General features: G+C 65.5%; 26 protein-coding genes and 1 tRNA gene. 17 read left to right on the top strand and 10 right to left on the bottom strand.

From position 1 onward, the window contains the following. Window positions 1-51 precede the first annotated feature (51 nt). The gene (locus ACP7C5_RS02430) at window positions 52-570 is read left to right on the top strand and encodes a hypothetical protein (protein ID WP_426263061.1); all 519 of its coding nucleotides are present in this window, start codon (window positions 52-54) and stop codon (window positions 568-570) included. Here the strand turns inward: ACP7C5_RS02430 and ACP7C5_RS02425 are convergent. Next, window positions 554-940: a winged helix-turn-helix domain-containing protein gene (locus ACP7C5_RS02425; RefSeq protein WP_426263060.1), complete on the bottom strand. Its 387-nt coding sequence runs from the start codon at window positions 938-940 to the stop codon at window positions 554-556. The two genes, ACP7C5_RS02430 and ACP7C5_RS02425, sit on opposite strands and share 17 nt — an antisense overlap. A 115-nt stretch (window positions 941-1,055) precedes the next feature. Here ACP7C5_RS02425 and ACP7C5_RS02420 point away from each other — a divergent pair, with 115 nt between their 5' ends. Then, a complete protein-coding gene (locus ACP7C5_RS02420; RefSeq protein WP_426263059.1) occupies window positions 1,056-3,107 on the top strand; it encodes an NAD(+) synthase in 2,052 nt (683 codons plus the stop codon). Between the two features lie 12 nt (window positions 3,108-3,119). Here ACP7C5_RS02420 and ACP7C5_RS02415 read toward each other — a convergent pair whose 3' ends face one another. The 5 genes from ACP7C5_RS02415 to ACP7C5_RS02395 all read right to left on the bottom strand — a co-directional run bounded on the left by ACP7C5_RS02415 (window position 3,120) and on the right by ACP7C5_RS02395 (window position 5,270). Further along, window positions 3,120-3,560: a response regulator gene (locus ACP7C5_RS02415; RefSeq protein WP_189675445.1), complete on the bottom strand. Its 441-nt coding sequence runs from the start codon at window positions 3,558-3,560 to the stop codon at window positions 3,120-3,122. After that, complete coding sequence (locus ACP7C5_RS02410; RefSeq protein WP_426263058.1) at window positions 3,557-4,150, bottom strand: sensor histidine kinase; 594 nt, start codon at window positions 4,148-4,150, stop codon at window positions 3,557-3,559. The genes ACP7C5_RS02415 and ACP7C5_RS02410 overlap by 4 nt, the downstream gene beginning before the upstream one ends. A 54-nt stretch (window positions 4,151-4,204) precedes the next feature. Next, window positions 4,205-4,663 carry a PAS domain-containing protein gene (locus tag ACP7C5_RS02405; protein WP_426263057.1) on the bottom strand — a complete coding sequence of 153 codons (459 nt, stop codon included), beginning with the start codon at window positions 4,661-4,663 and terminating at the stop codon, window positions 4,205-4,207. Window positions 4,664-4,811: 148 nt separating this feature from the next. After that, on the bottom strand, window positions 4,812-5,144 hold the full coding sequence (locus tag ACP7C5_RS02400) for a DUF6481 family protein (RefSeq protein ID WP_133189919.1): 333 nt from the start codon (window positions 5,142-5,144) through the stop codon (window positions 4,812-4,814). Window positions 5,145-5,180: 36 nt separating this feature from the next. Next, window positions 5,181-5,270: transfer RNA gene (locus ACP7C5_RS02395), tRNA-Ser, on the bottom strand. Window positions 5,271-5,417: 147 nt separating this feature from the next. Between ACP7C5_RS02395 and hspQ the strand changes: the two genes are divergently transcribed. Beyond that, window positions 5,418-5,798, top strand: a complete 381-nt coding sequence (gene hspQ, locus ACP7C5_RS02390) for a heat shock protein HspQ (protein WP_133189921.1) — start codon at window positions 5,418-5,420, stop codon at window positions 5,796-5,798. A gap of 119 nt (window positions 5,799-5,917) precedes the next feature. On the opposite strand, the gene ACP7C5_RS02385 is transcribed toward hspQ, so the two are convergent. Then, window positions 5,918-8,689: a TonB-dependent receptor plug domain-containing protein gene (locus ACP7C5_RS02385; protein ID WP_426263056.1), complete on the bottom strand. Its 2,772-nt coding sequence runs from the start codon at window positions 8,687-8,689 to the stop codon at window positions 5,918-5,920. 489 nt (window positions 8,690-9,178) lie between these two features. On the opposite strand from ACP7C5_RS02385, the gene rplU reads away from it, so the two are divergent. The 3 genes from rplU to ACP7C5_RS02370 all read left to right on the top strand — a co-directional run bounded on the left by rplU (window position 9,179) and on the right by ACP7C5_RS02370 (window position 10,546). Next, window positions 9,179-9,541 carry a 50S ribosomal protein L21 gene (gene rplU, locus ACP7C5_RS02380; RefSeq protein WP_133189923.1) on the top strand — a complete coding sequence of 121 codons (363 nt, stop codon included), beginning with the start codon at window positions 9,179-9,181 and terminating at the stop codon, window positions 9,539-9,541. A gap of 13 nt (window positions 9,542-9,554) precedes the next feature. Beyond that, window positions 9,555-9,827, top strand: a complete 273-nt coding sequence (gene rpmA / locus ACP7C5_RS02375; RefSeq protein ID WP_426263055.1) for a 50S ribosomal protein L27 — start codon at window positions 9,555-9,557, stop codon at window positions 9,825-9,827. Between the two features lie 167 nt (window positions 9,828-9,994). After that, window positions 9,995-10,546 (top strand): GNAT family N-acetyltransferase, encoded by a 552-nt coding sequence (locus ACP7C5_RS02370; protein WP_426263054.1) that lies wholly within the window; start codon window positions 9,995-9,997, stop codon window positions 10,544-10,546. 117 nt (window positions 10,547-10,663) lie between these two features. On the opposite strand, the gene ACP7C5_RS02365 is transcribed toward ACP7C5_RS02370, so the two are convergent. Further along, window positions 10,664-11,524, bottom strand: a complete 861-nt coding sequence (locus tag ACP7C5_RS02365) for a metal-dependent hydrolase (RefSeq protein WP_426263053.1) — start codon at window positions 11,522-11,524, stop codon at window positions 10,664-10,666. A gap of 54 nt (window positions 11,525-11,578) precedes the next feature. Between ACP7C5_RS02365 and ACP7C5_RS02360 the strand changes: the two genes are divergently transcribed. The 10 genes from ACP7C5_RS02360 to lptG all read left to right on the top strand — a co-directional run bounded on the left by ACP7C5_RS02360 (window position 11,579) and on the right by lptG (window position 21,904). Then, on the top strand, window positions 11,579-12,175 hold the full coding sequence (locus ACP7C5_RS02360) for a TetR/AcrR family transcriptional regulator (protein ID WP_133189927.1): 597 nt from the start codon (window positions 11,579-11,581) through the stop codon (window positions 12,173-12,175). A gap of 28 nt (window positions 12,176-12,203) precedes the next feature. After that, window positions 12,204-13,244 carry a GTPase ObgE gene (gene obgE / locus ACP7C5_RS02355; protein ID WP_133189938.1) on the top strand — a complete coding sequence of 347 codons (1,041 nt, stop codon included), beginning with the start codon at window positions 12,204-12,206 and terminating at the stop codon, window positions 13,242-13,244. A gap of 30 nt (window positions 13,245-13,274) precedes the next feature. Continuing rightward, on the top strand, window positions 13,275-13,832 hold the full coding sequence (locus tag ACP7C5_RS02350; protein ID WP_133189940.1) for a Uma2 family endonuclease: 558 nt from the start codon (window positions 13,275-13,277) through the stop codon (window positions 13,830-13,832). Between the two features lie 43 nt (window positions 13,833-13,875). Next, window positions 13,876-14,994, top strand: a complete 1,119-nt coding sequence (gene proB, locus ACP7C5_RS02345) for a glutamate 5-kinase (protein ID WP_426263052.1) — start codon at window positions 13,876-13,878, stop codon at window positions 14,992-14,994. A gap of 31 nt (window positions 14,995-15,025) precedes the next feature. Beyond that, window positions 15,026-15,934 (top strand): NAD-dependent epimerase/dehydratase family protein, encoded by a 909-nt coding sequence (locus tag ACP7C5_RS02340; protein ID WP_426263051.1) that lies wholly within the window; start codon window positions 15,026-15,028, stop codon window positions 15,932-15,934. Window positions 15,935-15,995: 61 nt separating this feature from the next. Then, on the top strand, window positions 15,996-16,238 hold the full coding sequence (locus tag ACP7C5_RS02335; protein WP_010185174.1) for an acyl carrier protein: 243 nt from the start codon (window positions 15,996-15,998) through the stop codon (window positions 16,236-16,238). Window positions 16,239-16,242: 4 nt separating this feature from the next. Next, entirely contained in the window at window positions 16,243-17,505 is a 1,263-nt protein-coding gene (spt, locus tag ACP7C5_RS02330) for a serine palmitoyltransferase (RefSeq protein WP_426263050.1), read from the top strand. Window positions 17,506-17,567: 62 nt separating this feature from the next. Next, window positions 17,568-19,520 carry an ATP-binding protein gene (locus ACP7C5_RS02325; RefSeq protein ID WP_426263049.1) on the top strand — a complete coding sequence of 651 codons (1,953 nt, stop codon included), beginning with the start codon at window positions 17,568-17,570 and terminating at the stop codon, window positions 19,518-19,520. A gap of 90 nt (window positions 19,521-19,610) precedes the next feature. After that, window positions 19,611-20,810: an LPS export ABC transporter permease LptF gene (gene lptF, locus ACP7C5_RS02320; RefSeq protein WP_189675456.1), complete on the top strand. Its 1,200-nt coding sequence runs from the start codon at window positions 19,611-19,613 to the stop codon at window positions 20,808-20,810. Then, entirely contained in the window at window positions 20,807-21,904 is a 1,098-nt protein-coding gene (gene lptG, locus ACP7C5_RS02315) for an LPS export ABC transporter permease LptG (protein WP_189675457.1), read from the top strand. The genes lptF and lptG overlap by 4 nt, the downstream gene beginning before the upstream one ends. A gap of 168 nt (window positions 21,905-22,072) precedes the next feature. Here lptG and ACP7C5_RS02310 read toward each other — a convergent pair whose 3' ends face one another. Continuing rightward, the gene (locus ACP7C5_RS02310) at window positions 22,073-23,170 is read right to left on the bottom strand and encodes a fatty acid desaturase family protein (RefSeq protein ID WP_426263048.1); all 1,098 of its coding nucleotides are present in this window, start codon (window positions 23,168-23,170) and stop codon (window positions 22,073-22,075) included. A 126-nt stretch (window positions 23,171-23,296) separates the two neighbouring features. On the opposite strand from ACP7C5_RS02310, the gene ACP7C5_RS02305 reads away from it, so the two are divergent. Further along, window positions 23,297-24,454 carry an N-acetyltransferase gene (locus ACP7C5_RS02305; protein ID WP_426263047.1) on the top strand — a complete coding sequence of 386 codons (1,158 nt, stop codon included), beginning with the start codon at window positions 23,297-23,299 and terminating at the stop codon, window positions 24,452-24,454. 47 nt (window positions 24,455-24,501) lie between these two features. Here the strand turns inward: ACP7C5_RS02305 and ACP7C5_RS02300 are convergent, their stop codons facing one another. Beyond that, on the bottom strand, window positions 24,502-24,756 hold the full coding sequence (locus ACP7C5_RS02300) for a hypothetical protein (RefSeq protein ID WP_133189954.1): 255 nt from the start codon (window positions 24,754-24,756) through the stop codon (window positions 24,502-24,504). Between the last annotated feature and the right edge of the window lie 83 nt (window positions 24,757-24,839).

Here is a 24,839-nt window from a genome sequence, read left to right as displayed (position 1 = left end):
TTCTCGGGCGATCGTATAGCCCGGGCGATCCTCCGGCAAAGGCGACCCCCGATGCGTTCCCTGTTCCTGCTGTTCGCCCCCGTCCTCGTCGCCGCGCAGGCGGCGCCGATGGAGCACGCGCCCGAGACCTGCCCGACCCCCGCCGCGCCGCTCCCCGCCGATCTCGCGGCTTGGAAGACCGGCCCGAGCCTCGCCGCCGCGACCGACCGCAATACGCTCGCCCGCACGCGGCTGACGGTCGGCCGTCGCACCGAGTTGATGCTCGCGCCGAAGGATTCGGTCCGCTACCCGTTCACGCCGTCCAAGACCGGCGAGCCGACCAGCCTCGGCGGCATGGCGAGTTTTTCGATCGCGCGGACCGGCACCTACCGCGTGATCCTCGGCACTCCGGCATGGATCGACGTGGTCAAGGGCCGCAAGGCGCAGACCTCGACCGCCCACGCACACGGCGTGGCGTGCAGCGGCATCGCCAAGATGGTCGACTTCAAACTCGCGCCCGGTCGCTACGTGCTCCAGATCGCCGGCAGCAAGGCCGCCGCCGCGCCAGTGCTGATCATCCGTCGTCCCTGACCGGCGGTAGCGGCACCGCGCGCAGCAAAGCGTCGAGCTCGGCCATAGCGCCGCTCCCCGCCGATTCGGCCAGCGCCGCCTCCAACGTGCGGTAAGCGGCGAGCACCGCTACGCCCGTCGGCGTGAGCGAAGCCCCCCGCCTCGCCCCGCCACCGGCGACGGTCTCGACCAGTTTCTCGACGAAACACCGGTTCATGCTGTCGACGAGCAGCCAGCTGCGCCGATAGCTCATCCCCATCGCGCGCCCCGCGCCCGAGATCGACCCCTCGCGCGCGATCGCGTCGAGCAGATCGGCCTTGCCCGGCCCCATCGCCAGTTCGTCGCCGCAATAGAGCTGCGCCTTGATCTTGAGGCGGCCGATCCGGCTCATCGCGCCAGTCCGAGGCGCGCGCGTACGCGGATCTGCATTGTCGAACCTCCTGGTGATGGCCAACCGACCGTGCAGGGTGTCGCTTTCAAAAGCAAAGCCCGTTAAGCGCGTGTGGATGGCGAAGGCGCACCCGTTCCATTCGATCCACAGCCACGGGCTGATCCGCGTCGGCGCGGCGACCCCGCGCGCGACCGTCGGCGATTGCGCCGCCAATGCGGCGGCGACGATCGCGCTCGCCGAGCAGGGCCATGCGCAAAGCGCCGACCTGCTCGTCTTCCCCGAGCTCAACCTCACCTCCTACGCGATCGACGATCTGCATTTGCAGACCGCGCAGCAGCGCGCGACCGAGGCGGCAATCGCCGCGGTGGCGGAGGCGACGGCCAAGCTGCGCCCCGTCCTCGTGCTCGGCGCGGCGCTGGTCCGCAACGGGCGGCTCTACAATTGCGCGGTCGTGATGGCGCGCGGGCGGATCCTCGGCGTGGTGCCCAAGACCTTCCTGCCCAATTACCGCGAATATTACGAGAAGCGCTGGTTCGCGAGTGGCGCCGGATTGCCGGTCAGCGACATCACACTCGCCGGGCAGACCGCCCCGTTCGGCACCGACCTACTCTTCGCCGCCGACGATCTCGCCGATTTCGTACTCCATGCCGAGATTTGCGAGGATTATTGGGCGCCGACCCCGCCCTCGACGATGGGCGCACTCGCCGGCGCGCTGATCTGCTGCAACCTGTCCGCATCGAACATCGTCGTCGGCAAGGCGCGCGAACGCGCGATGCTGTGCGCCTCGCAATCCGCGCGCGCGGTATGTGCTTATGTCTTTTCCGCCGCCGGCTCGGGCGAGAGCACGACCGATCTCGCCTGGGACGGCCAGGGCATGGTCCACGAACTCGGCGAGCTGCTCGCCGAATCGACGCGCTTTGGGCGCGACTCGGAGCTGGTGCTCGCCGATGTCGATGTCGGGCGAATCGCGCAAGAGCGGATGCGCGTCGGTACCTTCAACGATTCGGCACGGCTCGCGGGCAACCCCGAGACGCGCTTCCGCCGCATCGGCTTCACCCACCAGCCCGATTTCGGCGACATCGGCCTGCTCCGCGACCAGCGCCGCTTCCCGTTCGTCCCCAACACGCCCGAGAAGCTCGACGAGGATTGCTACGAGGCCTTCAACATCCAGGTCGAGGGCATCCTCAAGCGCTTTGAAGCGGCCCGCGCCGAACGCCTCGTCATCGGCGTGTCGGGCGGGCTCGATTCGACACACGCGCTGATCGTCGCCGCCAAGGCGATGGACCGCCTCGGCCGCCCGCGCGACCATATCCTCGGCTTCACCATGCCAGGCTTCGCAACGAGCGACGGGACAAAGGACAACGCCTGGGCGCTGATGCGCGCGCTCGGCGTGAGCGGCGCCGAGATCGACATCCGCCCCGCCGCGCGCCAGATGCTCGGCGACATGGGCCACCCGTTCGCGGATGGCAAACCGACCTATGACGTGACCTTCGAGAACGTCCAGGCGGGCCTGCGCACCGATTACCTCTTCCGCCTAGCGAACCAGCGCGGCGGGCTCGTGGTCGGCACCGGCGACCTGTCAGAGTTGGCGCTCGGCTGGTGCACCTACGGCGTCGGCGACCAGATGAGCCACTACGCGGTCAATGCCGGCGTGCCCAAGACGCTGATCCAGTTCCTGATCCGCTGGTGCATCCGCACGAATCAGTATGACGGCGCGACCGACGCGATCCTCGAGGCGATTCTCGCCACCGAGATTTCGCCCGAACTGGTGCCGGCCGGCGCCGACGGTGCGATCCAGAGCACCGAGGCGCGAATCGGGCCGTATGCGCTCAACGATTTCTTCCTGCACCACGTCGTGCGCCACGGCATGGCGCCCTCGAAGATCGCCTTCCTCGCACTCCACGCCTGGCGCGACGCGAGCGCGGGCCGCTGGCCGCGCGATTTCCCGGCGGCGGGCCGAGTCGCCTATGACCTTCCGACGATCGCCGGCTGGCTCGAGAAATTCCTCCACCGCTTCTTCGCGACGAGCCAGTTCAAGCGTTCGGCGATCCCCAACGGCCCCAAGGTCTCGTCGGGCGGCGCGCTCAGCCCGCGCGGCGACTGGCGCGCGCCGTCGGACGGCACGGCGCGGGTGTGGCTCGAGGAACTGGCGCGCGGGCTGCCGTAACGGCGTCGGCGCTCAGCCCCAGCGTGTCTTGAGATGCGGCGAGGCGACGAGGCTCGCCGGACGCGGGATCGACGGTGGTGGATCGAACGCCCCGTCCGCCAGATATTTGATCGCGTTGACGACACCGGCATGCGAAAACGGCTTGGCGATGACGCCGTGCGCGCCCGAGAAATCCGCCGGGATCTTCGAGACGTTCGCGGTCACGAAGATGATCAGCGTATCCGGCCAATGCTGGCGGATATAGCTGCACACCTCGAAGCCGGTCGAATTGTGCGCCAGATGAAGATCGACGAATGCGAGCTGCGGATTGAGATCGTCGGGCAGCGCCTGAACGTCCTGCAGGCTGGCGGCCTCGGCGAGGACGCGATGCCCGCTATCCTCGATCATCGCCTCGATATCCATCGCCAGGAGCATTTCGTCCTCGACGACCAGCACGTCCATGGTCCGCGTCATGATCGCATCTCGGTCTTGGGGAAGGTGATCGTCACGCACGTGCCGGGCTTGGCGTCGCGCCACGTCGCCTCGGCATTGGCCTGCCGCGCGAGACGCGTGATCAGCGACGTGCCGATGCTCCGGCTCCGCTGGCTCGAGGGCATGCCGGGACCGTCGTCACAGATCTTGATGATCCCGTGATCCTCCTCGCCCTCGACCAGCAGGCTCAAACTCCCCGACCGGCCGTCGGCAAAGGCGTGCTTGACGGCGTTGGTGAGGATCTCGTTGAGGATCAAGCCGAGCGCCGAGGCGTTCGCCGCATCGACGAACAGCGGTTGCGCCTTGATATCCAGATCGATGTCGCCCCGGCCGCTCGACCCCACCACGTCGGAAATCAGATTTTCCGCAAAGCTGCCGATATCGAACCGCGCGATATCGGACGATTGATAGAGCTGGCGATGCACCACCGCCAACGCGTCGACGCGCTCGAGCATCGAATCGAGCTTGGCCGCGATCGACGGATCGTCGATCGTGCGGACTTGCAGGCGCAGCAGCGATCCGATCATCGTCAGATTGTTTTTGACGCGATGATCGACCTCGTGGAGCAACAACGTCTTTGCCTCGAGCGCGGCGCGCAGACCGGCGGTGCGACGCTCGACTTCGCGCTAGACCAGCAGTTTCTGGTCGTTGATGATATTCTGCGCCTCGACGCGCTCGGTCACGTCGAACTGCGAGGCGAAGAAGAAGCGCACGACGCCATCGGCGTCGCGGACGGGCGACAGATACAGCGCGTTCCAGAAGGTCGTGCCGTCCTTGCGATAGTTCAGCAAGTCGACGTCGACGGCGTGCCCGTCACGGACCGCGTCGCGGATTTCCGCGATCTTTGCAGGATCGGTGTCGGGCCCCTGGAGGAACCGGCAATTGCGACCGATGATCTCTTCGCGATCATAGCCCGTCAGGCGCTGAAACGCGACGTTGCAGAAGACGATCGGATTGTCGGGCTGTGCGGGGTCGGTGATGACCATCGGCATGCGCGTCGCGCGAACCGCAGCGGCGAACGGATCGCCGCGTCCGTGTTCATACTCGAGCACGTCGGTAAGATGCCAGTCGTCGCGTTGTCTCAAGATCACCTCCGGCGTCTAGCCGGATGGCTGCGCGCGGAATGAAACGTCAGTTAATAAAAAGCGTTCCTCACCAGCGCACTGGCGCTCACGCTATCGCGATATGCGGATCGCGTCGAACGGGGAGACGCCCCCCGTTCGCGCCGGACGCTTACTTGCGGCTTTTCCGCGCGGCGTAACGCGCGTCGCGCGCCGCCTTCTTGTCGATCTCGGCCTGGATCGCGGCCTGCTCGGCATCCTTGATCGCCTGCTCGGCGGCGGCGGCCTTGGCGAGCTTGTCGAGCCGGGCCTGTTCGAGCGCGGCCTTTTTCTCTTCGCGCTTCTTGGCTTCGGCCTCTTCCTTCGCTTCACGCGCGGCGGCGCGGGCAGCGACGACGGCGGGATCGACCGGCGGCTTGGCCTTCAACTTCTCGAGGGCGCGCTGCTTGGCGTCGGCCGAGAGGGCGGCGCGGTCTTTGAAGGAAGGTTCTTTGTAGGATGCCATGTGGCGGGCTTTAGCCTTGTCTTGCAGATAAGGAAATGGCGGAGAGGGTGGGATTCGAACCCACGGTACCCGTGAGGGCACGCCGCATTTCGAGTGCGGTACATTCGACCACTCTGCCACCTCTCCGCGAGGTCATATGATGCCGTCTGTGAGGGAGACCCACGAAGCGGCACCGGTCGGTGAGCGGGGGCCACTAACGCAGTCGATCGGGGAGCGCAAGGCTTTGCCGCAGCATTCTCTTGTGCAGCGCGGAACAGGGCCTAAGTTAGACCCATGCACCGCACCCCGATTACCTCCCCGCCCTTCTCCGCCGAAATTCCGCTGGCGCCGATCAGCCACGCACGCTTCGCGATTGGCGACGTCGTGCGCCACCGCATGTTCGATTTTCGCGGCGTGGTCTTCGATGTCGACCCGGTCTTCGCCAACAGCGACGAATGGTATGACGCGATCCCGGAGAACATCCGCCCGCGCAAGGACCAGCCCTTCTACCATTTGCTCGCCGAGAACATGGAGTCGAGCTACGTCGCCTATGTCAGCCAGCAGAATCTGGTGCCCGACGATCTCGACGAGCCAGTCGATCATCCGGCGATCTCGGGGCTGTTCGGCGAATATGAGGACGGCAAATACCCGTTGCGGCGCGAACACCGCCACTGATTCGCGCCTGCGTGTGACGAGGAGAAAGGGGCGGTGGATCGTGCGATCCGCCGCCCCTTTTCGTTGATCGTGTCGCAACCCAGGCCCGTGAGCATCGCTGCCCCCGGATCATGCTACCCTCAGTATTTGACGCGCAGGCGGGCGTAGTAGAACCCGCCGTTCATGCCGAACGGTCCGCCCGAGCGTGGATAGACCTGGCCGTCGTTCAGCCCGCCCGAAAGCGCATAGATCGGGTTGACCGGCGATGCCTTGATCTTGTCGGGGAAGGTGTTGAACAGGTTGTTCGCGCCCAAGGTCAACGTGAAGTGCTCGGCAAAGGTGTAGCTGACGTCGAGGTCGAACAACGCCTTTCCCCCGAAGATCTGCGACGGCGGCGCCGTCGTTGCGCCGGCGGCCGGTGCGACGAGGTTGTACTCGAGCGCGTTCGACCATTCGCCGAAATAATTGGCGCGCGCGTTGATCGAGAAGTCGTCGACCTGCCACCCCGCCGAGGCGGTAATGCGGTGGCGCGGCGCGAGGTTGGCGATGTTATATTGCTGCTGCAAGCTGACCAGCGGCTGTCCGGTGGTCGTCAGCTTGATGTTCTTCGCCTTCAAATTGTTGTAGCTATACGCCAGCGTGAAGTTGATCGGCCCGCCCAGCAGCTTGGTGCGATAGTTCGCCACCGCCTCGACCCCCTTTGACGAGACGTCGAAGCCGTTGGTGAAATAGTTCACCACACCGCCCAGACCGACCGACGCGAGCGCCGGCAGCGCCGTGATGTTCGCCGGGGTCACCGTGAAGTTCTGCGAGATGCCGATGCGGTTTTTGATCTGGATGATGTAGCCATCGACCGTCAGCGAGAGCGCGCTGGTCGGCTTCAGGACGATACCCGCCCCATAATTGGTCGACCGCTCGGGTTTGAGCAGCCCGGCGCCGTAGAATTGCGCGATCGTGCTCGACGTTGGATAGGTCCCGGTCTGCACCTGATTGCCGCCGAGGAAGTTCGTCGTCACGACCTGCGTGTTGTTCTGGCCCGGCGAAGGCGCGTGGAAGCCGTTGCCGACCGTTGCGCGCAGCGACACCGCGTCGGTTACGCGGAATAGCGCATTCGCCTTGCCCACCAAGACGCCGCCGAAGGTGTTGTAGTTTTCGTACCGGCCCGCAAAGCCGACCGTCAGCGCCTTGGTGATGTCGGTTTCGGCACCGACGTAGAACGCATAGCTTTTCTGGGTCGACACGCCCGCAAAGTTCGGGCTGGTGCCGCCATAGCCGCTGGCGGCCGGCGACTGGGTCGCGGTGACAGGCTGGACGGCGCCGTTGAGCAGGACCGGCACGCCGGCTGCATCGCGCACGATGGTGCGCTGGTACACGCCCGGCGCGACCAGGTCATAGAGTGGCTGCGACGCAAAGGGCCCCGCACCATAGGATTGCAGGTCACCGGTCGTCTTTTCATACCGCTCGCGGCGATACTCCGAACCAGCCGAAAGCACGATCGGGCTGTCGAAGCCGACTTCGAGCGGATAGGTGAAATCGGCGTTCAGCGTGATTTCGCTTTGGATCAGCTTGCCGAACTGAAAGCTCGTCTGGCTCTGCGGGCCGTAGGATGCCGACAGCGAGTTGTTCATCGACAGGTCGAGCGAGTTGCGGCTCAACGTCCCCGACAGGTCGTAGGTGAAGCCGCTGCCGGTCTTGCCCTTGAAGCCCAGCGTCCCATAGATTTGATCGACCTTACCGATGAAGCGCGGCGTAAAGCCACCCGGATAGAGGCTCGCGAAACTGTAGGTCGCGCCGTTGTTCAGCGGGAATTGCGTCGACGCCGAATTGACAAAGCCACCCGTCGGGCAGGTCGCATTGCCTGCAGGGCAGGCCGTCGTGAAGATCGGGTTGAACGATCCGTTGCGGCTCAATGTCACCGTTGAGTTCGCCGTGCCATCGTTGCGAACGAACCCGCCGTTCGTCTGCGACGGGCGATAGTTGAAGCTCTGGTTGGTCTCGCTATGCGCCAGGTTTCCGGTGAAATAGATTTGGCTCTGCGCGCCCACGTCGAGCGCCGCATTGGCGAACAGCTTGTAGCCATGGCCCGGCGAGGTTCCCCAGATCTGCGCCGGGTTCGGCACGGTGAGCGCGGGGTTGTTCGCCTGGATGGTGATCGCGCTGGCGCGCGTAACGCCGCGGCTGGTCTGGCCCTGGTCGTAATATTCGCCCGCAAGGCTGACGAAGCCACGTTCGCCGAGCTTCAGCCCACCATATCCCGAAAAGATCTTGCTTTCGCCGTCGCCGCGATAGGTCTGTCCGTAAAGCGCCTGCGCCTCGAAGCCGACGTCCTTGCGAATCGAATAGTTGAGCACCCCCGCCAACGCGTCGGCGCCATATTGCGCGGTCGCGCCGTCGCGCAGCACTTGCAGATTGCCGATCGCGATCGCGGGGATGTTGCCGATGTCGGAGCCTTGCGACCCGAACGACAGCGCCGTGTCGGCACCGGTATAAACGTTGACGAGCGCCGAACGATTGTACCGCTTGCCGTTGATCATGACCAGGATCTGGTCCGCCCCCAGGCCGCGCAGCGACGGCGCGCGCACGAAGGTCGATGCGTCGGAGATGGTGTTCTGCGGGACGAAGAACGACGGAACGAGGTTCCGGACGGCGTCGAGCATGTTCACCGCCGGCTGCTGAGCCAGCTCGGCTGAGCTGATCACATCGATCGGCGATGCCGAATCGGTGACCGATCGATCGGTCCGGCGCGTGCCGATGACGACGATATCGCTCGGCGCTTCCTGCGCAACGGCGGCTCCCGCTGCGGTGGTCAGCGCCTGTGCCGGCGGCTCGGGCGCCGTGGCGGGTGCCGCGAACGCAGGTGATGCGCTCAGACCGGCAGCAAGTGCCAGCAACGAAATGGACTGTCTGAACATCACGGCTATTCCCCCTGTTTTGATAGATTTCACCTGAACCTATACCGTATCGTGCACCGCCCGGATCGGAAGCGCACAGTCCCCCCTGCCGTTCAACCCGGCATTTACAGAAATTCTATTCGACTTCAGACATGCGCTTCTTCAGCGAACACAGAGACTTCTGCGCCGCAGCCTGCACTTTGGAAACCATGCGCTGCTAGAGACTCTCCGGCACTGGTGCTGCGCCGGATTCGTCTTCGCCTCGTCTGCTCCGAATCGGATTGCGCCACAGGTCGTTTAGCGATGCAACATAAACTTCACGATCGGGCATCCACTCATCCAAAATAGGGCGATTTCGGCCCTACTATTGCGTTTGAGCAACGCTTTTGCAGCGCATCGCCCGCACCTCGGCGGTTGACAGCGAGCTCGCTCTCGCATAGCTGGCGCTTCTTTCCCGCGCTCGGCTTGCCGTTGCGTGGAGCACAGGTATTTTTGAAGGTGATGAGGGCCATGTTCGCAATCGTGCGCACAGGCGGCAAGCAGTATCGCGTTGCCGCCGGAGACAAGATCGTCGTCGAGAAGCTCGACGGCGAAGCTGGGGCGTCGATTACGCTCGGTGACATTCTGCTCGCGGGCGAAGGCTCGGAGATGGCATCGCTCGAGGGCCTGACGGTCACCGCAGAGATCATCGCGCAGGCGAAGGCCGACAAGGTCATCGTCTTCAAGAAGCGTCGTCGCCACAACTATCGTCGCAAGAACGGCCATCGTCAGCGTCACACGATCCTGCGCATCACCGCGATCGGCGACCATAAGGCAGCCGACAAGAAGTCCACCGAAGCAGCGGCGCCCGAAGCGTCGGCCGCTCAGGCGTAAGGAGTAATCCCAGATGGCACATAAGAAAGCAGGCGGCTCTTCGCGCAACGGTCGCGATTCGGCAGGCCGTCGCCTTGGCGTCAAGAAGTTCGGTGGCGAAGCCGTCATTCCGGGCAACATTCTCGTGCGTCAGCGCGGCACCAAATTCTACCCGGGCGTCAATGTCGGCATCGGCAAGGATCACACCCTGTTCGCGCTGACCGAAGGTCGCGTGACTTTCCACCAGGGCAAGCTCGGTCGCACATTCTGCTCGGTAGAGATGCCGGCAGCGATTGCCGCTGAATAACATCGGGTAACCGGACGGGTTGCCCACCAGGGCGACCCGGGACCGCGCAAGCGGACCGAACAAGGGAGACGGGTCGCCCCGGCTCCCTTTTTTCATGCTCCCTCCCCACCCATTGTCCTTCGTTCGTCATGCAAGACGGGCAAAGGGCGGCGACGAGGAGAGTATCGATGTTTGCTCGGACCCCGAGACTGACGCTGCGGCCCGGCTGGCCGGAGGACGCGGCTGCGCTGACGCAGGCGATCGCGCATTACGACGTGGCCTGCATGCTGTCGCGACTGCCCTGGCCCTACACCAAGGCCGATGCCGAGGCGTGGCTCACGCGCGCGCCGGGTGCGGACGAGGTCAATTGCCTGATCTTCAGCCATGAGCACGCGTATCCCGAACTGGTCGGTGCGATCTCGATCCTCCAGCGCGACCCCGGCGGCGCGCACGAGCTCGGCTATTGGCTGACGCCGAGCGCGCGCGGGCGTGGCTATGCGACCGAGGCGGGCAAGGCGATGCTCGGGATCGCCCGGTATGCGATGGGTCTCGACCGGCTGCGCGCCAACCACTTCATCGACAATCCCGCATCGGGCAAAGTGCTGGCCAAGCTCGGCTTCCGCCCGACTGGAGAGGCGATGCTGCACAGCATCGCGCGCGGCGCCGAGGCACCATGCGCGACGCTCGAGCTCGATCTGGCCGAAGAGACGCACGGCGCAGTCTTCAGCCTGGCGGCTTGAGGCTGCGTCACCCCGGCCTCGTGCCGGCGTTCATGCGAGGTACGCGGTGTTAGCGGTGAGCGCGACACCGCAGCCTCGCATGACGCCGGATCGATCCCGACACGACGGGGCGTGCGGTCAGGCCGCGACCGCCACGCGCGGCAGAACCGCATCGGCATAATCGCTCTCTGCGAGTGCGATCAGCTTGCGGTCATCGTGGTTCCATGGGTGGAAGCCCGGCAGGAAAAAGGCGACCCACGCGCCGAGGATCTTTCGCGCCATCCCCGGCTTGCCGAGCGCGTACCACACGATGCCGCAATGCGCGCGTACACCCGTGATCCCGTCTTGCCGCAGCAGCTCGAGCATCCCCTTATAGCGTCCAGAGAAGAACTTCTGCGTCGTGCCGATCATCACCAGCGCCTTGATCTTCCAGCGCATCCAGCGACTCCAGTCGCGCGTCGCATGGAGCCAGGTGTCGTAGGCGACACCCTTATGCTCGATTTCCTCGGCTGCGTGCCAGCGCCACAGCGCCGCCGCCTGCTCATCACCGCCTGCCAGGTGGCACGGATCGGCAATCAGTTCGTGCGCCAGCATCGCGGTAAAATGTTCGAGCGCCATCGTCGCGGCGAGGCTCGCGATCGGCGGACGGCCCTTGGTCAGCGCGAGCGCCTGGTCGATATGCTGTTCGAGCAGCTTGGTGTCATATCCCTGGTCGGTGACATGGCGATTGAACGCGACATGCTCGCGCGTGTGGATCACTTCCTGCTTGATGAAGGCCTGGATTTCGGCGTGCAGCCGCGGCGGCGTGCCCTCGCGGAAATTGCGGACGCTGTCGACGAAGAACCCCTCGCCCTTCGGAAACGTCACCGACAGCGCGTTGTAGAACGCGGTCGCGAACGGATCGTTGTTGAGCCACCAGCGCCGCATCTGGACGCCGCGGCCGAAGCGCAGGTCGCGCGGGGTGATGGTGAGATCGGCGGGACTGGTTGCTTTCGCCACGAAAACCTCCAAACAGCAAGACAACAGGCCTCGAATTAAGCGTTACTTACAACAGTGTCAATAGTCCGCAAACGTCTCAGCCCCGAAGAATCGCGCGAGGCCGCGATCGAGGCCGCCCGCGCCCTGCTCGTCGAACAAGGTCCGCAGGCCGTCACGCTAAAGGCCGTCGCTGCGCGAATCGGGCGGACGCATGCCAATTTGCTCCATCATTTCGGTTCGGCGGCGGATCTGCAGAAGGCGCTGATCACGCATCTCGCCGATACGATCACCGCGCAGATCGGCGCCGCCGCCAAGCGCGCGCGCGCGGGCGAGCAGGATCCGCGCGTCGTCGTCGACATGACCTTCGACGCTTTTGCGCAAGGTGCGGGGGCGATGGCGAGCTGGATGATCCTGACCGGCAACGAGGATGCGCTCGACCCGATCCTCGAGGCGATTCACCGGCTGGTCGACGATCTCGCCGCCGATCCCGACATGGTCGGCGGCAAGCCGATCCACGAGGAAACGCTGCAACTCGTGCTGATGGCGCTGGGTGATTCGCTGCTCGGCGGGCCGATGGCGAAGGCGCTCGGCTTGCCGCTCGGCAAAGCGCGCGAGCTCGCGCTCGAACAGCTGATATCGGCGCGCGTGGCGCTTCCCGCAGCGACTGGCTAAAAATCGTATCTTCGGCTAAGGGCCGCCGATGCATTTTCTAGACCAAGCAAAGATCTTCGTCCGGTCGGGCGCGGGTGGCCAGGGCGCCGTCAGCTTCCGCCGCGAAAAGTTCATGGAATATGGCGGCCCCGACGGCGGCAATGGCGGCAAGGGCGGCGACATCATTTTCGAGGCCGTCCCCGGTCTCAACACGCTGATCGACTTCCGCTACACCCAGCATTTCCGCGCACCGCGCGGGCATGGCGGTTCGGGCTCGAACCGCACCGGCGCTGGCGGCGATGATCTGCTCATCCGCGTTCCGGTCGGCACCCAGGTGCTGTCCGAGGACAAGGAGGAAGTCCTCGCCGATTTCACCGTGCCCGGCGAGCGCGTCGTCTTCCTGCGTGGCGGTGACGGCGGTCGCGGCAACGCGACCTACAAGACCTCGACCAACCGCGCGCCGCGCCAGCACGGCACCGGCTGGCCGTATGAAGAGATGTGGATCTGGCTGCGGCTGAAGCTGCTTGCCGATGCGGGTCTCGTCGGGCTGCCCAATGCCGGCAAATCGACCTTCATCAATGCGGTGACCAATGCGCAGGCCAAGGTCGGTGCCTATCCCTTCACCACCGTGCGCCCGCAATTGGGCGTCGTGAGCCGCCACAATCGCGAATTCGTGATCGCCGACATTCCCGGCCTGATCGAAGGCGCGGCCGATGGCGCGGGGATCGGCGATCGCTTCCTCGGGCATATCGAGCGCTGCAAGGTGCTGCTGCATCTGGTCGATGCGACCGAGGACGATCCTGTGGGTAACTACCGGATCGTCCGTGGAGAACTCGACGCTTACGGCGCGGGGCTTGTGGATAAGCCGCAAGTCATCGGGCTCAACAAGATCGACGCCTTGGATCCCGCCGAGGTCAAGAAGCTCGTCACCAAGTTGAAGCGCGCGAGCAAGGCCGATGTCTTGCCGATGTCGGGCGCAGGCGGCACGGGGATCGAAGCGGTGGTCGAGCGGCTGATCGAGGAAATCGGTCCGCCCGAGGGCGCACCGGCGCGCGATGATGATTCGCCGGGGGAATGGTCGCCGGTTTGAGACCGGTAGCGGGTATGATATGAGCAGGGCATGGCTACGCGTCCTGTCTATCCGCTGCTGACCGCCGAGCAATTCCTTGAAATCGACTTCGGCGATCTCAAGGCGGAACTCGACAATGGCGTGATTCGGATGATGGCGGGCGGGACCCAACGCCACGCTCGTGTGCAGAGCAATCTCATCGTAGCGCTCGCCCCACGTCTTCGCGGGACGGGCTGCGCCGCCTATGGACCCGACATGGCGACCAGAACGCGCGATATGTCGATCCGCTATCCCGATGTCAGTGTGTTTTGCGGGCGCGAAAGCGCTGAGCATGACGCCGACACGTCCGCGCCCGACCCACGAATCCTCTTTGAAATTCTATCTGACGGCACGGCCCGAACGGACCTGGGGATCAAGCTCGCCGAATATCGGGCGCTGCCGAGTGTTGATACGATTGTCTTTGTCGACATCGCGATCGAGCGCTTGCGCGTGATCCAACGTACCGGTCCCAACGGGTGGAACGACACCACGCATAGCCTTCCGCTCGATCTCCCCCTCCCCGCACTCAGTCTCACGATCGCGCACGACGAGATCTTCGCGCGCGACTGAACGCGGTTGGCGCACGCCGCGCTGCGCGCTAACGCTCGTCGCAATGTCCGTCTTCGCCCCCGCCGCTTGCCCGCGCCTGATCGTCAAGGTCGGTTCGTCGCTGCTCGTCGCGCCCGATGGCACGGTGCGGCGCGGCTGGCTGGCGAGTCTCGTCGCCGATATCGCCGCGCGCGCGCGCGCTGGTCAGGAGATCGCAGTGGTCTCCTCGGGCGCGATTGCGCTTGGTGCGCGGCGCCTGAAGCTCCCCAAGGGCGGGCGCGCGAGCCTCGAAGATGCGCAGGCCGCCGCCGCGACCGGGCAGATCGCGCTGTCGCAGGTGTGGGCGGAACTGCTCGGCGCCGAGGGGCTGACCGCAGCGCAGATGCTCGTGACGCTCGACGATCTCGAGGACCGACGGCGCTATCTCAATGCCTCGGCGACGCTCGGGCGATTGCTGTCGCTCGGAGTCGTGCCGGTGATCAACGAGAATGACAGCGTCGCCACCGCCGAGATTCGCTTCGGCGACAACGACCGTCTCGCCGCACGCGTCGCACAAGCCGCGGGCGCACACGGCGTGATCCTGCTGTCGGACATTGACGGGCTGTACGATGCCAACCCCAACACCAACCCGAATGCCACGCTGATCCCGCGCGTCGAGCGAATCGACGCACGAATCGAGGCGATGGCCGATGGCGGGTCGGGCTCGGGCATGGGCTCTGGCGGGATGGTCTCGAAGATCGCAGCGGCGCGAATCGCGACCGCAGCGGGAGCGCATCTCGCGATCGTGTCAGGGCATGTCGACCATCCGCTCGCCGCATACGACACGAGCGGGCGCGGAACGGTGTTCGTCGCCGAGAAAACCGCGCCGGCGCGGAAAGCCTGGCTCGCGGGCGGGCTGACCGCCAAGGGCGACATCACGATCGATGCCGGCGCCGCGGCCGCGCTGCTCGGCGGCAAGAGTTTGCTCGCGGCAGGCGCGACATCGGTTTCGGGCGGCTTCGCACGCGGCGATCTGGTCGCGGTGGTCGGTCCCGACGGGCGCACGCTCGCGCGGGGGTTGAGCGAGTATGACATGGCCGACGCAATCGCGATCACCGGCAAGCGCAGCACCGATCATGCCGCGATCCTCGGCTACGCGCCGCGCGCCGCGTTGATCCATCGCAACCACATGGCGTTGCTGTGACGCGCTCCGTCCTGCTGAAGGAATTCAATTCATGAGCGTCCTCGCCCTAACCGGCGGCACCGGCTTCGTCGGATCGCATGCGATCACGCTGGCGCTCGCCGCGGGACACGACGTCCGCGCCCTCACCCGCCGCCCGCAGCCGCCGCGCGCAGGCGTCACCTGGATCGAAGGCGCGCTCGACACGCAGGATGCGCTCGATCGCCTCGTGATGGGCGCGGACGCGGTCGTCCACATCGCGGGCGTGGTCAACGCACCCGACCGCGCCGGCTTTGCCGCGGGCAATATCGCCGGCACGCAAGCGATGATCGATGCCGCGACTCGCGCTGGCGTGCAGCGCTTCGTCCACGTCTCCTCGATCGCCGGACGCGAGCCGTCGCTGTCGAATTACGGCTGGTCGAAAGCCGAATCCGAACGCGTCCTCGCCGCGTCGGGGCTCGACTGGGTCGTGGTGCGTCCCCCCGCGATCTATGGGCCCGGCGACATGGAGATGCGCGACCTGTTCCGCATGGCATCACGCGGCGTCGCCTTGCTCCCGCCAGGCGGGCGTGCGTCGATCATCGCCGCCGATGACATCGCCGATCTGCTGATCGTCCTCGCCACGAACGCAACGCCGCGGCTGATCCTCGAACCCGACGACGGCCGCCCCAATGGGTGGAGCCATGCCGAGATGGTCCGCGCGATGGGGGTCGCGGCCGGACAACACCGCGTGCTGCCGATCGCGCTCCCCAAGGCGATCCTGACGCTCGGCGCGAAACTCGATGGAGCGTTTCGCGGCACGGGTGCCAAGCTCACCGCCGACCGCGTCGGCTATCTTTCGCATCCCGACTGGGTCGCCGACCCCGCCAAACGCCCCGACCCCGCCCTATGGCATCCCAAGGTGGCTACGGCTGCGGGGTTTGCCGAGACGGTGGCGTGGTATCGCGCCAACGGCTTGCTATAGGCTTGCTGCAAAACTGCCGCATTTGTGCGGCAACGACGATGAGAGTTATCAAGGACCGACCATGAGCGACCGCCAGGCCATTTACGATACCGTCACCGCACAGATCGAACCCTTCAACAAGAAGGGCGTCACGCTGAGCGATGCGACGACCTTCCAGGGCGATCTCGAATGGGACAGCCTGACCGTGATGGATTTCGTCGCCGCGATCGAGGACGAATTCGACATCATCATCACGATGAACATGCAGGCCGAGATCGAGACCGTCGGCCAGCTGGTCGACGCCGTTGCCAAGTTGAAGGGGTGATTCGATGACCGATGCCGGCCTTGTCGCAGAGAAGCTGCCCGTCGATCCCGTCGAGGTCGCGCCGGAACGCGACCTGATGTCGAAATTCGACGCGCTGATCGCCGAACGCCAGGCGCTGATCGACACTGGCGTCACCGATCCGTTCGCGATCGTGATGGAGCAGGTCAAGTCGCCGACCGAGGCGGTGATCGCCGGGCGCGACACGATCCTGCTCGGCACCTACAATTACATGGGCATGACCTTCGACGCCGACGTGATCCAGGCAGGCAAGGACGCGCTCGACCAGTACGGATCGGGCACCAACGGCAGCCGGATGCTCAACGGCACCTTCCGCGACCATATCGAAGTCGAGGACGCGCTGCGCGATTTCTACGACGTGTCGGGCGCGATCGTCTTCTCGACGGGCTATATGGCCAATCTCGGGATGATCTCGACGCTCGTCGGCAAGGGCGAATACGTCATCCTCGACGCCGATAGCCACGCCTCGATCTATGACGGCTGCAAGCAGGGCAATGCCGAGATCGTCCGCTTCCGCCACAACGACGTCAACGATCTCGACAAGCGCCTCGGGCGCTTGCCCAAGGACGCCGGCAAGCTCGTCATCCTCGAGGGCGTCTATTCGATGCTCGGCGACATCGCGCCGCTCAAGGAAATGGTCGCGGTCGCCAAGAAGCACAATGCGATGGTGCTGAGCGACGAAGCGCATTCGATGGGCTTTTACGGCCCCAACGGGCGCGGCGTATACGAAGAGCTCGGCTGCGAGGGCGATGTCGATTTCATCATCGGTACCTTCTCCAAATCGGTCGGTACGGTCGGCGGCTTCTGCGTGTCGAACCACCCCAAGTTCGAGGCGATCCGCCTCGCGTGCCGCCCCTATATCTTCACGGCGTCGCTCCCCCCTTCGGTCGTCGCGACCGCGGCCACCTCGATCCGCAAATTGAAGCATGCGCACAAGAAGCGCGCGCAGCTGTGGGAGAATGCCCGCTCGCTGCATGCCGGGCTGAAAGCGCTCGGCTTCAAGCTCGGCACCGAAACCTCCGACAGTGCGATCATTGCGATCATCCTCGATGACCAGGAACGCGCCGTCGCGATGTGGCAGGCGCTGCTCGACGGCGGGCTCTACGTCAACATGGCGCGCCCGCCCGCGACTCCGGCAGGCACCTTCCTGCTGCGCTGCTCGCTCTGCGCCGAGCATACGCCCGCGCAGATCGCGACCGTGCTCAAGATGTTCGAAACCGCGGGCCGAAGCCTGGGCGTGATCGGCTGAACCCTCGACCAGACCGCCGCTCGGGCCTATTCACCAGTTTTGCCATAGGTTAGACTGATCCGATGAGCGGGACAGTGGGCGAAGCGAGCGACGAGGATACGTCGCGGTCGATCTGGCGCACCATCACGCTGGTCGTGGTGGCCGCGCTGGGCGTGTTCGTGCTCGTCGCGCTGATCCTGACGCTCGGCGACGCCAATCGCCAGCGCGACCGTGCGCTGAAGCTGCAGACGCACAGCTACGAGGTGATGATCCTTTCGGCGAACCTGTCGGGAACGATCGCGCGCGCCGAGGCGTCGCTCGGGCGTTATGTCATCAGCGCCGATACCAATCTCGGCCAGACCTATTCGGCCGACTGGCAATTGGCGGGCCAGCAACTCGCGCGGCTCGACCGGATCACGCGCGACAATGCCGAGCAGCAAGCGCTGATCCTCCCGTTGCGTCGCGCTTTCGACGCGCGCGGCGCCGAGCTGTCGACGATCGCGCTCAATACTTTCTACAAGCGCAACGGCCAGGCGATCCCGCTTTATTACAAGGCCCGCCAATCGGCCTCGCTGAGCCAGATCGACGACCTGCTCGACAAGATCGGCGCGCAGGAGCGCGCGCTGCTCGCCGACCGCACAGGGGATGCGATGCGCTCGGTCGCCCGCTCGAGCGGCCTTGCCAGCACGCTGTCGGTGCTCGGCATCCTGCTGCTCGTCGGCGCGGTCGCGCTCGGCTGGCTGACCGTCACCGCGCTCGGCCAAAGCGCGGTCGCACGCGCCGAGGCCGATGCCGAACGCGACCGCGCGATCGAGCTCGAGGCCGCGGTCGAGCGCGCCTCGGCGGTATTGCTCGCGCAGGAAAGCAAGCTGCGCCAAGTCCAGAAGATGGAAGCCGTCGGCCAGCTTACCGGCGGCATAGCGCATGATTTCAACAATATGCTGGCGGTCGTGCTGGGGGGGCTGGAGCTCGCCAAGCGCCAGCTCGGGGCCGAATCGAGCGCCGCGCACCGGCATATCGACAACGCCACCGAAGGGGCCAATCGCGCCGCCGCGCTCACGCGCCAATTGCTCGCTTTCTCGCGCGAAGAGGCGCTGCGCACCGAACCGATCGAGCCCGTCGCGCTTGTGCTCGGCATGTCGGACTTGCTCGATCGCACACTCGGTGACGGCGTATCGGTCGCGGTCGATGCCGCGCAGGACGCCGCCTGGCTGGTGCGCTCGGATCGCCATCAGCTCGAAAACGCCGTGCTCAACCTCGCGGTCAACGCGCGCGATGCGATGAACGGGCGCGGCAAGCTGACGATCACCGCGGCCGGGGTCACGCTTGCTGAAGGTGCGGTCGGGACGTGCCATGCCGGCGACTATGTCGCGCTGAGCGTCGCCGACAGCGGCTGCGGCATGAGCGCCGATCTGCTCGAGCGCGTGTTCGAGCCGTTCTTCACCACCAAGCCGGCGGGCAAAGGCACGGGGCTCGGCCTCAGCCAGGTGTTCGCCTTCGTCCGCCAGGCTGACGGCCAGGTCGGGATCGAATCGGTCGTCGACCAGGGGAGCATCGTGACGATGTACCTGCCGCGCTACCGCGAAGGATCGGCGGTCGCGCCGCGGGTCGAGACCGCGCCCGATACAATGATCGAGCATCTAGCCCTCGACATTCTGGTGGTCGAGGACGATCCGCGCGTGCTCGCCGCGACGATGGGCGCGCTCGAGGAACTTGGCCATCGCCCGATCGCGTGCGACGATCCGCTCGCCGCGCCGGGGATGCTGGCACAGGCCGCGCATGTCGACTTGCTCGTGTCCGATGTCTTGATGCCGGGGCAGACCGGCCCCGAAATGGTGGCGGCGTTGCTGCCGGCAAACCCCGAGCTCGCGGTGCTGTTCGTCACGGGCTATGCCGGCGAGGCGGGCGGCGAGGCCGAATTCGGCGGGCATCACGTGCTGCGCAAGCCTTTCACGCTGGTCGCGCTCGAACGCGCGGTCGCCGCCGCGATCGCCGCGCGTGCTGCAACGATTCTAGACCGCCTTGCCGCCGCGTGATTTGGTAGCTGACGCGGCGTCTGCGGCTCGATATAGCCGCGCGATGCGGGTGTTCCCCTCCCTCCGTCCAGAAGCCCTTCGCCCCAGCTCATGAAGTCCATCGACCGCTATCTGGTGCGATTGATCGCGGTGCCGCTCTTTGCGACGCTCGTCATTTTCGCGATGCTGCTCGTGCTCGACCGCATGTTGCGGCTGTTCGATTTCGTCGCGACCGAGGGTGGCCCGGTCAGCGTGGTGTGGCGGATGCTCGCCAACCTGCTTCCCGAATATTTCGGGCTCGGCATCCCGGTCGGGCTGCTGCTCGGCACGCTGCTCGCCTTCCGCAAGCTCGCCACCTCGTCCGAGCTCGACGTGATGCGCGCGGTCGGCATGAGCTACCCGCGGATGCTGCGCGTGCCCTATATGTACGCGATCGCGCTCTGCGCCCTCAATTTCGCGATCGTCGGCTTCGTTCAGCCCGACGCGCGTTACAATTATGAGAAGCTGCGCTTCGAGCTGCGCACCGGCGCGCTCGGCGCGTCGATCAAGGTCGGCGAGTTCACGCATTTCGGCAACGACATGACGCTCAGGATCGAAGAAAGCCACGACAATGGCCGCCGCCTGTCGGGCATCTTCCTGCGCAAAGACGACAATAAGGGCGGCTCGATCGCGGTGACCGCCGAGACCGGCCAGTTCTTCGCGACCGACAATCCCGACGAGATCATCTTCCGGCTGACCAACGGCACGCTGGTACGCACCGAAGCCAAGGTCGCGACGCCGCGCGTGCTGCGCTTCAGCAGCAACGATTTGCCGATCCCGCTGCCCAAGACCGAGAATTTCCGTGTCCGCGGCGGCGAGAATCTCGAGCGCACGCTGCCCGAGCTCGCGCGCATCGGCAGCGACCGCAAGGCCGACAAGGAACTGCGCGACACCAGCCGCGCCGCCTTCCACTTCCGCACCGCCGAAGTGCTGTCGATCCTGCTCCTCCCGCTGCTCGCACTCGCGCTCGGCATCCCGCCCAAGCGCTCGACCTCGGCGCTCGGCGTGTTCCTCGCGATCATCATGATCGTCGCCTATCACAAGGTGAACGAATATGCGCAGGCAGTCGGCGGGCTCGGCAAGATCGATCCGGTACTGGCGATCTGGATCCCGTTCACGGTGTTTGCCGGGCTGACGCTGTGGATGTTCTACACGATCGCCTATGTCCCCGGCGGGCAACCGATCGGTGCGCTCGAACGCGTCTTCTCGAAGCTCGCGAAATCTGTCCGCAAGCTGCTCCCCGGTCGTCGCGATAAGGGCGCCAAGGCATGATCTCGCTCGAACTGTTCCCGTCGCGCACCGTCTCGCTCTACATGGGCAAGATGTTCCTGATCCGCACCTTCGCGGTACTGGCGATGTTCGTGCTCGTGCTCCAGGCGCTCGACCTGCTGAGCGAGAGCGGCCACATCCTGGCCTATGCCGGCAATGGCCAGGCCGAGATCACGCGCTATCTCACGCTGCGCATCCCCGAGATCATCGCTACCTTCCTGCCCTTCTCGGTGCTGCTCGGCACGATCATCACGCTTTCGACGCTCAACCAGAACAGCGAAGTCATCGCGCTGAAAGCATCGGGACTGTCGGCGCACCAGATCCTCGCGCCGTTGCTCGTCGCGAGCCTCGGCGTCGCGATCATCTCGTTCAGCTTCAACGACCGCATCGTCAGCCGCGCGACCGCGACGCTCAACCAGTGGCAGAAGGTCGATTACGGCCCGATGCCGATCGACCGCGGTGACCGCGCCAATGTCTGGGTGCGCGACGGCGACGATCTGATCCAGGTCGAACAGGTCCGCGGGCATGGCGATGCCGCCAAGCTCGGCGGGATCACGCTGTTCGACCGCGAGGGCGGCAGCCTCGTCGCGGTCGTCTCGGCGAAGACCGGCGTGCGCGTGTCGGGTGGCTGGAAGGTCGGTCCTGCGACGCGCTTCGACGTGGCGAGCGGCAAGCTGACCCGGCTCGCCTCGGTCGTGATCGGCCGCGACGTACGGCCCGATCAGTTCACGCTTGCGACGATCGACGCCAACGGGCTGTCGTTCGGCGGGCTCCACGCAGCGATCGCCGATCTGAAGGCCGGCGGACGCCCGACCAAGGCGCTCGAGGGTGCGATGTGGCACAAACTGTCGGGGCCGCTGTCGTCGATGCTGATGCCGCTTCTGGGAGCAGTCGCGGCGTTCGGGCTGGCGCGCTCGGGCAAGCTGTTCGTCCGCGCGGTGATCGGAATGATGCTCGGCTTCTTCTACTTCGTCGCCGATAATTTCGCGCTGGCGATGGGCAATCTCGGCGCGTACCCGCCGTTCCTGGCCGCGTGGGCGCCGTTCCTGCTGTTTCTGATGATCGGCGAAGCGGTCCTGATCCGAACCGAGGAATAAGCGCCTGCCGCCATCGGGACAGGCGCGCGACGCCATTGCATCGTAGGGAATAGTGGGTCCCCGGCAAAGGTCCGGGTCCAGGCGTGGTGGGCTCGCTCGTGAGCAGTGGACCGGCATGCTACTGGGCCCCAGCCCTCGCCGGGGAACGCGCGAGCCGGAGGGGCGAACCTAGCCGCGGCGTCCCATCGTGCTGCGCATCAGCCGTGAGACCAGCCCCGGCAGCCCCTTATAGCTCGCCTTGTGATACGGCGATTCGGGTGCGAGCGCAGCCGACAAGCGCCGGTGCGCCTCGGCCAGGCCGTGATACGGCACGCCCGGGATGAGATGATGCAGCGCGTGATAGCGCAGACCGACCGGCGCCCACAGCACGGGCAGCAAAGCCGGCGGCGGCACATTGACCGTGTCGAGATATTGCGCCGTGACGGTCATCGTCTCCCCCTCATTCTCCCACAGATGCGCGACGAGCGTGCGGACCTGGTTGAGGACATAGGTGACCGACAGGATACCGCCGAAGATCAGCGCCTGATGAAGCGGCAGCACGCCCGTCGCGATCACGCCGATCAGCACGATCGCCCAAACGCTGCACGCAATCTCGAGCAGCAGCATCTGCCGCGCGACCTCGCCCTCGGGCATGCGGCGGCGGAACGACGGGTTGATCGACAGCGACGAATAGCGCTCGATCAGCGTGCGGCGCAGACCCGGCACGACGAGCGACAATGGGCTCAGCACGCCGAAGCGGACCAGCAACGCGATCGGCGCGAGCAGCGCGGTCAGGATGAACACCGGCAACGTCCACGGCTTCATCAAAGCGAGCGGCAGATATTCGGGATCCTCGACCGTGCCGTAGCGCGTGCGCGCGTGGTGAAGGTTGTGGACGCCCTCATACATGAAGCTCGGCACCAACAGCGGCACGCCGGCGATCAGGTTCCAGCCCAGCCGGAAGCCGGGCACCGATGCGTGCCGCATATGCGTGATTTCGTGGATGAAGCTGCCCGCACGATACAGGCCGAGGATCGCGACCAATGCCGCAACGAGACCGAGGCCAAGCGACGGAGTCGTCATCGCGATCGCCAAGCCAGCGTAACCGACTCCCGCCGAAAGCAGGAAGTCGGTCCAATAGATCAGCGGGCGTGGCGCGTTGAGATCGCGCGTCAATTCCGCGACCGTGCGCAACATCGCACGATCGTCGGCAATGCTCGACAGCGCGACGCGCGGAGCAATCGTTGGCGCGGCCGCGCGCTGATCCAGGGAAATCGAAGCGTTCATGGAGTGTGCCATTGCAAGAAGATAGTGGCTAGACGGTGGCAAAACAGGGGGGAGCTGCGCGATTGCTTGACAGTGAGCGGGCAGACCCGGAAGGGCGTTGACCGATCTTCTCGAGGTGAACCGCTCATGGCCCCTGCCCCGCTAACCATCCGGCCGATCGACAGCAAGGCCGATCGCAAGCGCTTCGTCGACCTGCCGTTTCGGCTCTACGCGAACGACCCCAATTGGGTTCCACCGCTGAAAGGCGAAGCGCTCGGGCTGATCACGCCCGAAAAGAACGGCTGGTTCAGCCATGCGATCGCGCAGCTCTTCCTCGCCGAGCGCGGCGGCAAGGTCGTCGGACGGATTTCGGCGCATATCGATACGCTCGCGCTGACGATGGATCCGTCCAAGGGCTTCGGCCCCGGCTGCGGACAATGGGGCCTGTTCGATGCCGAGGACGCGACGATCGCGGCGGCGCTGATCGCGGCGGCCGAGGGCTGGCTGCGCGACCAGGGCATGACGCGCGCGCTCGGGCCGATCAGCATGTCGATCTGGGAAGAACCGGGACTGCTGGTCGAGGGCTTCGATCATCCCCCGACGATCATGATGGGCCATGCCAAGCCCGAATATCGCGGCTGGATCGAGGCGGCGGGGTATCACAAGGTCAAGGAGCTGCTGACCTACGACCTCGACATCACCAAGGACTTCCCGCCGCTGCTCCAGCGGATCATCGCGTCGGGCGAAAAGAACCCGCGAATCCGCATCCGCAACGTCGACAAGACCAAATTCGAGGAAGAAGCCGCGATCATCCTCGCGATCCTCAACGATGCATGGGCCGACAATTGGGGGTTCGTGCCCCTCACCCCGCCCGAGATCAAGGATGTCGGCGTCAAGCTGAAGCCGATCGTGTTCAACGATCTCATCCGCATCGCCGAACTCGACGGACGCCCGGTCGCGTTCATGATCGACCTTCCCGATCTCAACGAAGTGATCAAGCCGCTCCAGGGCAACCTGCTCCCCTTCGGCTGGGGCAAGATCCTGCTGTGGCTGCGCAAGCCGAAGGTGCGCACGGTCCGCGTGCCGTTGATGGGGGTGCTCAAGGAGCTCCAATCCTCGCGGCTCGCCAGCCAGCTCGCCTTCATGCTGATCCAGTACATCAAGGATGCCTCGGTCGAGCATTACGGCGCGACGCGCGGTGAAATCGGCTGGATCCTCGAGGACAATCAGGGGATGCGCTCGATCGCCGATGCGATCCAGTGCACGATCAACAAGCGCTACTGGATCTTCGAAAAGACGCTGTAGCGCAGGCGGTCGATGGTGCCGCGCGGGTCGCGGCACCATCCGATCGGTCAGTCAGCCTTGGCGAGCGGATCGACACCTTCGTCGGCAAGCCAGTCGGCGCGCGTCTTGCAGGTCCGGCGTGGAATTCGCGAACCGGTGACCTGGTTGACGACGCAATAGCGCGTCACGCGTTGCGCCGTCGGTGCGCGCGTGCCAGCCTCGATCGACTGCGAGGATGGCGTCGCCGCCGGGCGGGCCTCGCCGGCGAAGGGGGCGGTTGCGATGCTCAGGGCGCTGGTGGCGAGAAGCAAAAAGATGGTCATGGTCTGTCCTCCGCAAAGTTCGCGAGTTCCGCTGAACGGCTCGCGACTCAAGCAGTGCATTAGTCATGCCAAACACTTAATAC

The sequence above is a fragment of the Sphingomonas sp. PWP1-2 genome (genome assembly GCF_049898305.1).
Lineage (GTDB): Bacteria > Pseudomonadota > Alphaproteobacteria > Sphingomonadales > Sphingomonadaceae > Sphingomonas > Sphingomonas glacialis.
This window is presented reverse-complemented; position numbering and strand designations above follow the sequence as displayed.

What these genes read in the sequence shown, in the direction of transcription:
- ACP7C5_RS02430 (WP_426263061.1), top strand. Translation starts at nt 52, where the DNA reads ATGCGTTCCCTGTTCCTGCTGTTCGCCCCCGTCCTCGTCGCCGCGCAG.
- ACP7C5_RS02425 (WP_426263060.1), bottom strand. Translation starts at nt 940, where the DNA reads ATGAGCCGGATCGGCCGCCTCAAGATCAAGGCGCAGCTCTATTGCGGC.
- ACP7C5_RS02420 (WP_426263059.1), top strand. Translation starts at nt 1,056, where the DNA reads ATGGCGAAGGCGCACCCGTTCCATTCGATCCACAGCCACGGGCTGATC.
- ACP7C5_RS02415 (WP_189675445.1), bottom strand. Translation starts at nt 3,560, where the DNA reads ATGACGCGGACCATGGACGTGCTGGTCGTCGAGGACGAAATGCTCCTG.
- ACP7C5_RS02400 (WP_133189919.1), bottom strand. Translation starts at nt 5,144, where the DNA reads ATGGCATCCTACAAAGAACCTTCCTTCAAAGACCGCGCCGCCCTCTCG.
- hspQ (WP_133189921.1), top strand. Translation starts at nt 5,418, where the DNA reads ATGCACCGCACCCCGATTACCTCCCCGCCCTTCTCCGCCGAAATTCCG.
- ACP7C5_RS02385 (WP_426263056.1), bottom strand. Translation starts at nt 8,689, where the DNA reads ATGTTCAGACAGTCCATTTCGTTGCTGGCACTTGCTGCCGGTCTGAGC.
- rplU (WP_133189923.1), top strand. Translation starts at nt 9,179, where the DNA reads ATGTTCGCAATCGTGCGCACAGGCGGCAAGCAGTATCGCGTTGCCGCC.
- rpmA (WP_426263055.1), top strand. Translation starts at nt 9,555, where the DNA reads ATGGCACATAAGAAAGCAGGCGGCTCTTCGCGCAACGGTCGCGATTCG.
- ACP7C5_RS02370 (WP_426263054.1), top strand. Translation starts at nt 9,995, where the DNA reads ATGTTTGCTCGGACCCCGAGACTGACGCTGCGGCCCGGCTGGCCGGAG.
- obgE (WP_133189938.1), top strand. Translation starts at nt 12,204, where the DNA reads ATGCATTTTCTAGACCAAGCAAAGATCTTCGTCCGGTCGGGCGCGGGT.
- ACP7C5_RS02350 (WP_133189940.1), top strand. Translation starts at nt 13,275, where the DNA reads ATGGCTACGCGTCCTGTCTATCCGCTGCTGACCGCCGAGCAATTCCTT.
- proB (WP_426263052.1), top strand. Translation starts at nt 13,876, where the DNA reads ATGTCCGTCTTCGCCCCCGCCGCTTGCCCGCGCCTGATCGTCAAGGTC.
- ACP7C5_RS02340 (WP_426263051.1), top strand. Translation starts at nt 15,026, where the DNA reads ATGAGCGTCCTCGCCCTAACCGGCGGCACCGGCTTCGTCGGATCGCAT.
- ACP7C5_RS02335 (WP_010185174.1), top strand. Translation starts at nt 15,996, where the DNA reads ATGAGCGACCGCCAGGCCATTTACGATACCGTCACCGCACAGATCGAA.
- spt (WP_426263050.1), top strand. Translation starts at nt 16,243, where the DNA reads ATGACCGATGCCGGCCTTGTCGCAGAGAAGCTGCCCGTCGATCCCGTC.
- ACP7C5_RS02325 (WP_426263049.1), top strand. Translation starts at nt 17,568, where the DNA reads ATGAGCGGGACAGTGGGCGAAGCGAGCGACGAGGATACGTCGCGGTCG.
- lptF (WP_189675456.1), top strand. Translation starts at nt 19,611, where the DNA reads ATGAAGTCCATCGACCGCTATCTGGTGCGATTGATCGCGGTGCCGCTC.
- lptG (WP_189675457.1), top strand. Translation starts at nt 20,807, where the DNA reads ATGATCTCGCTCGAACTGTTCCCGTCGCGCACCGTCTCGCTCTACATG.
- ACP7C5_RS02310 (WP_426263048.1), bottom strand. Translation starts at nt 23,170, where the DNA reads ATGAACGCTTCGATTTCCCTGGATCAGCGCGCGGCCGCGCCAACGATT.
- ACP7C5_RS02305 (WP_426263047.1), top strand. Translation starts at nt 23,297, where the DNA reads ATGGCCCCTGCCCCGCTAACCATCCGGCCGATCGACAGCAAGGCCGAT.
- ACP7C5_RS02300 (WP_133189954.1), bottom strand. Translation starts at nt 24,756, where the DNA reads ATGACCATCTTTTTGCTTCTCGCCACCAGCGCCCTGAGCATCGCAACC.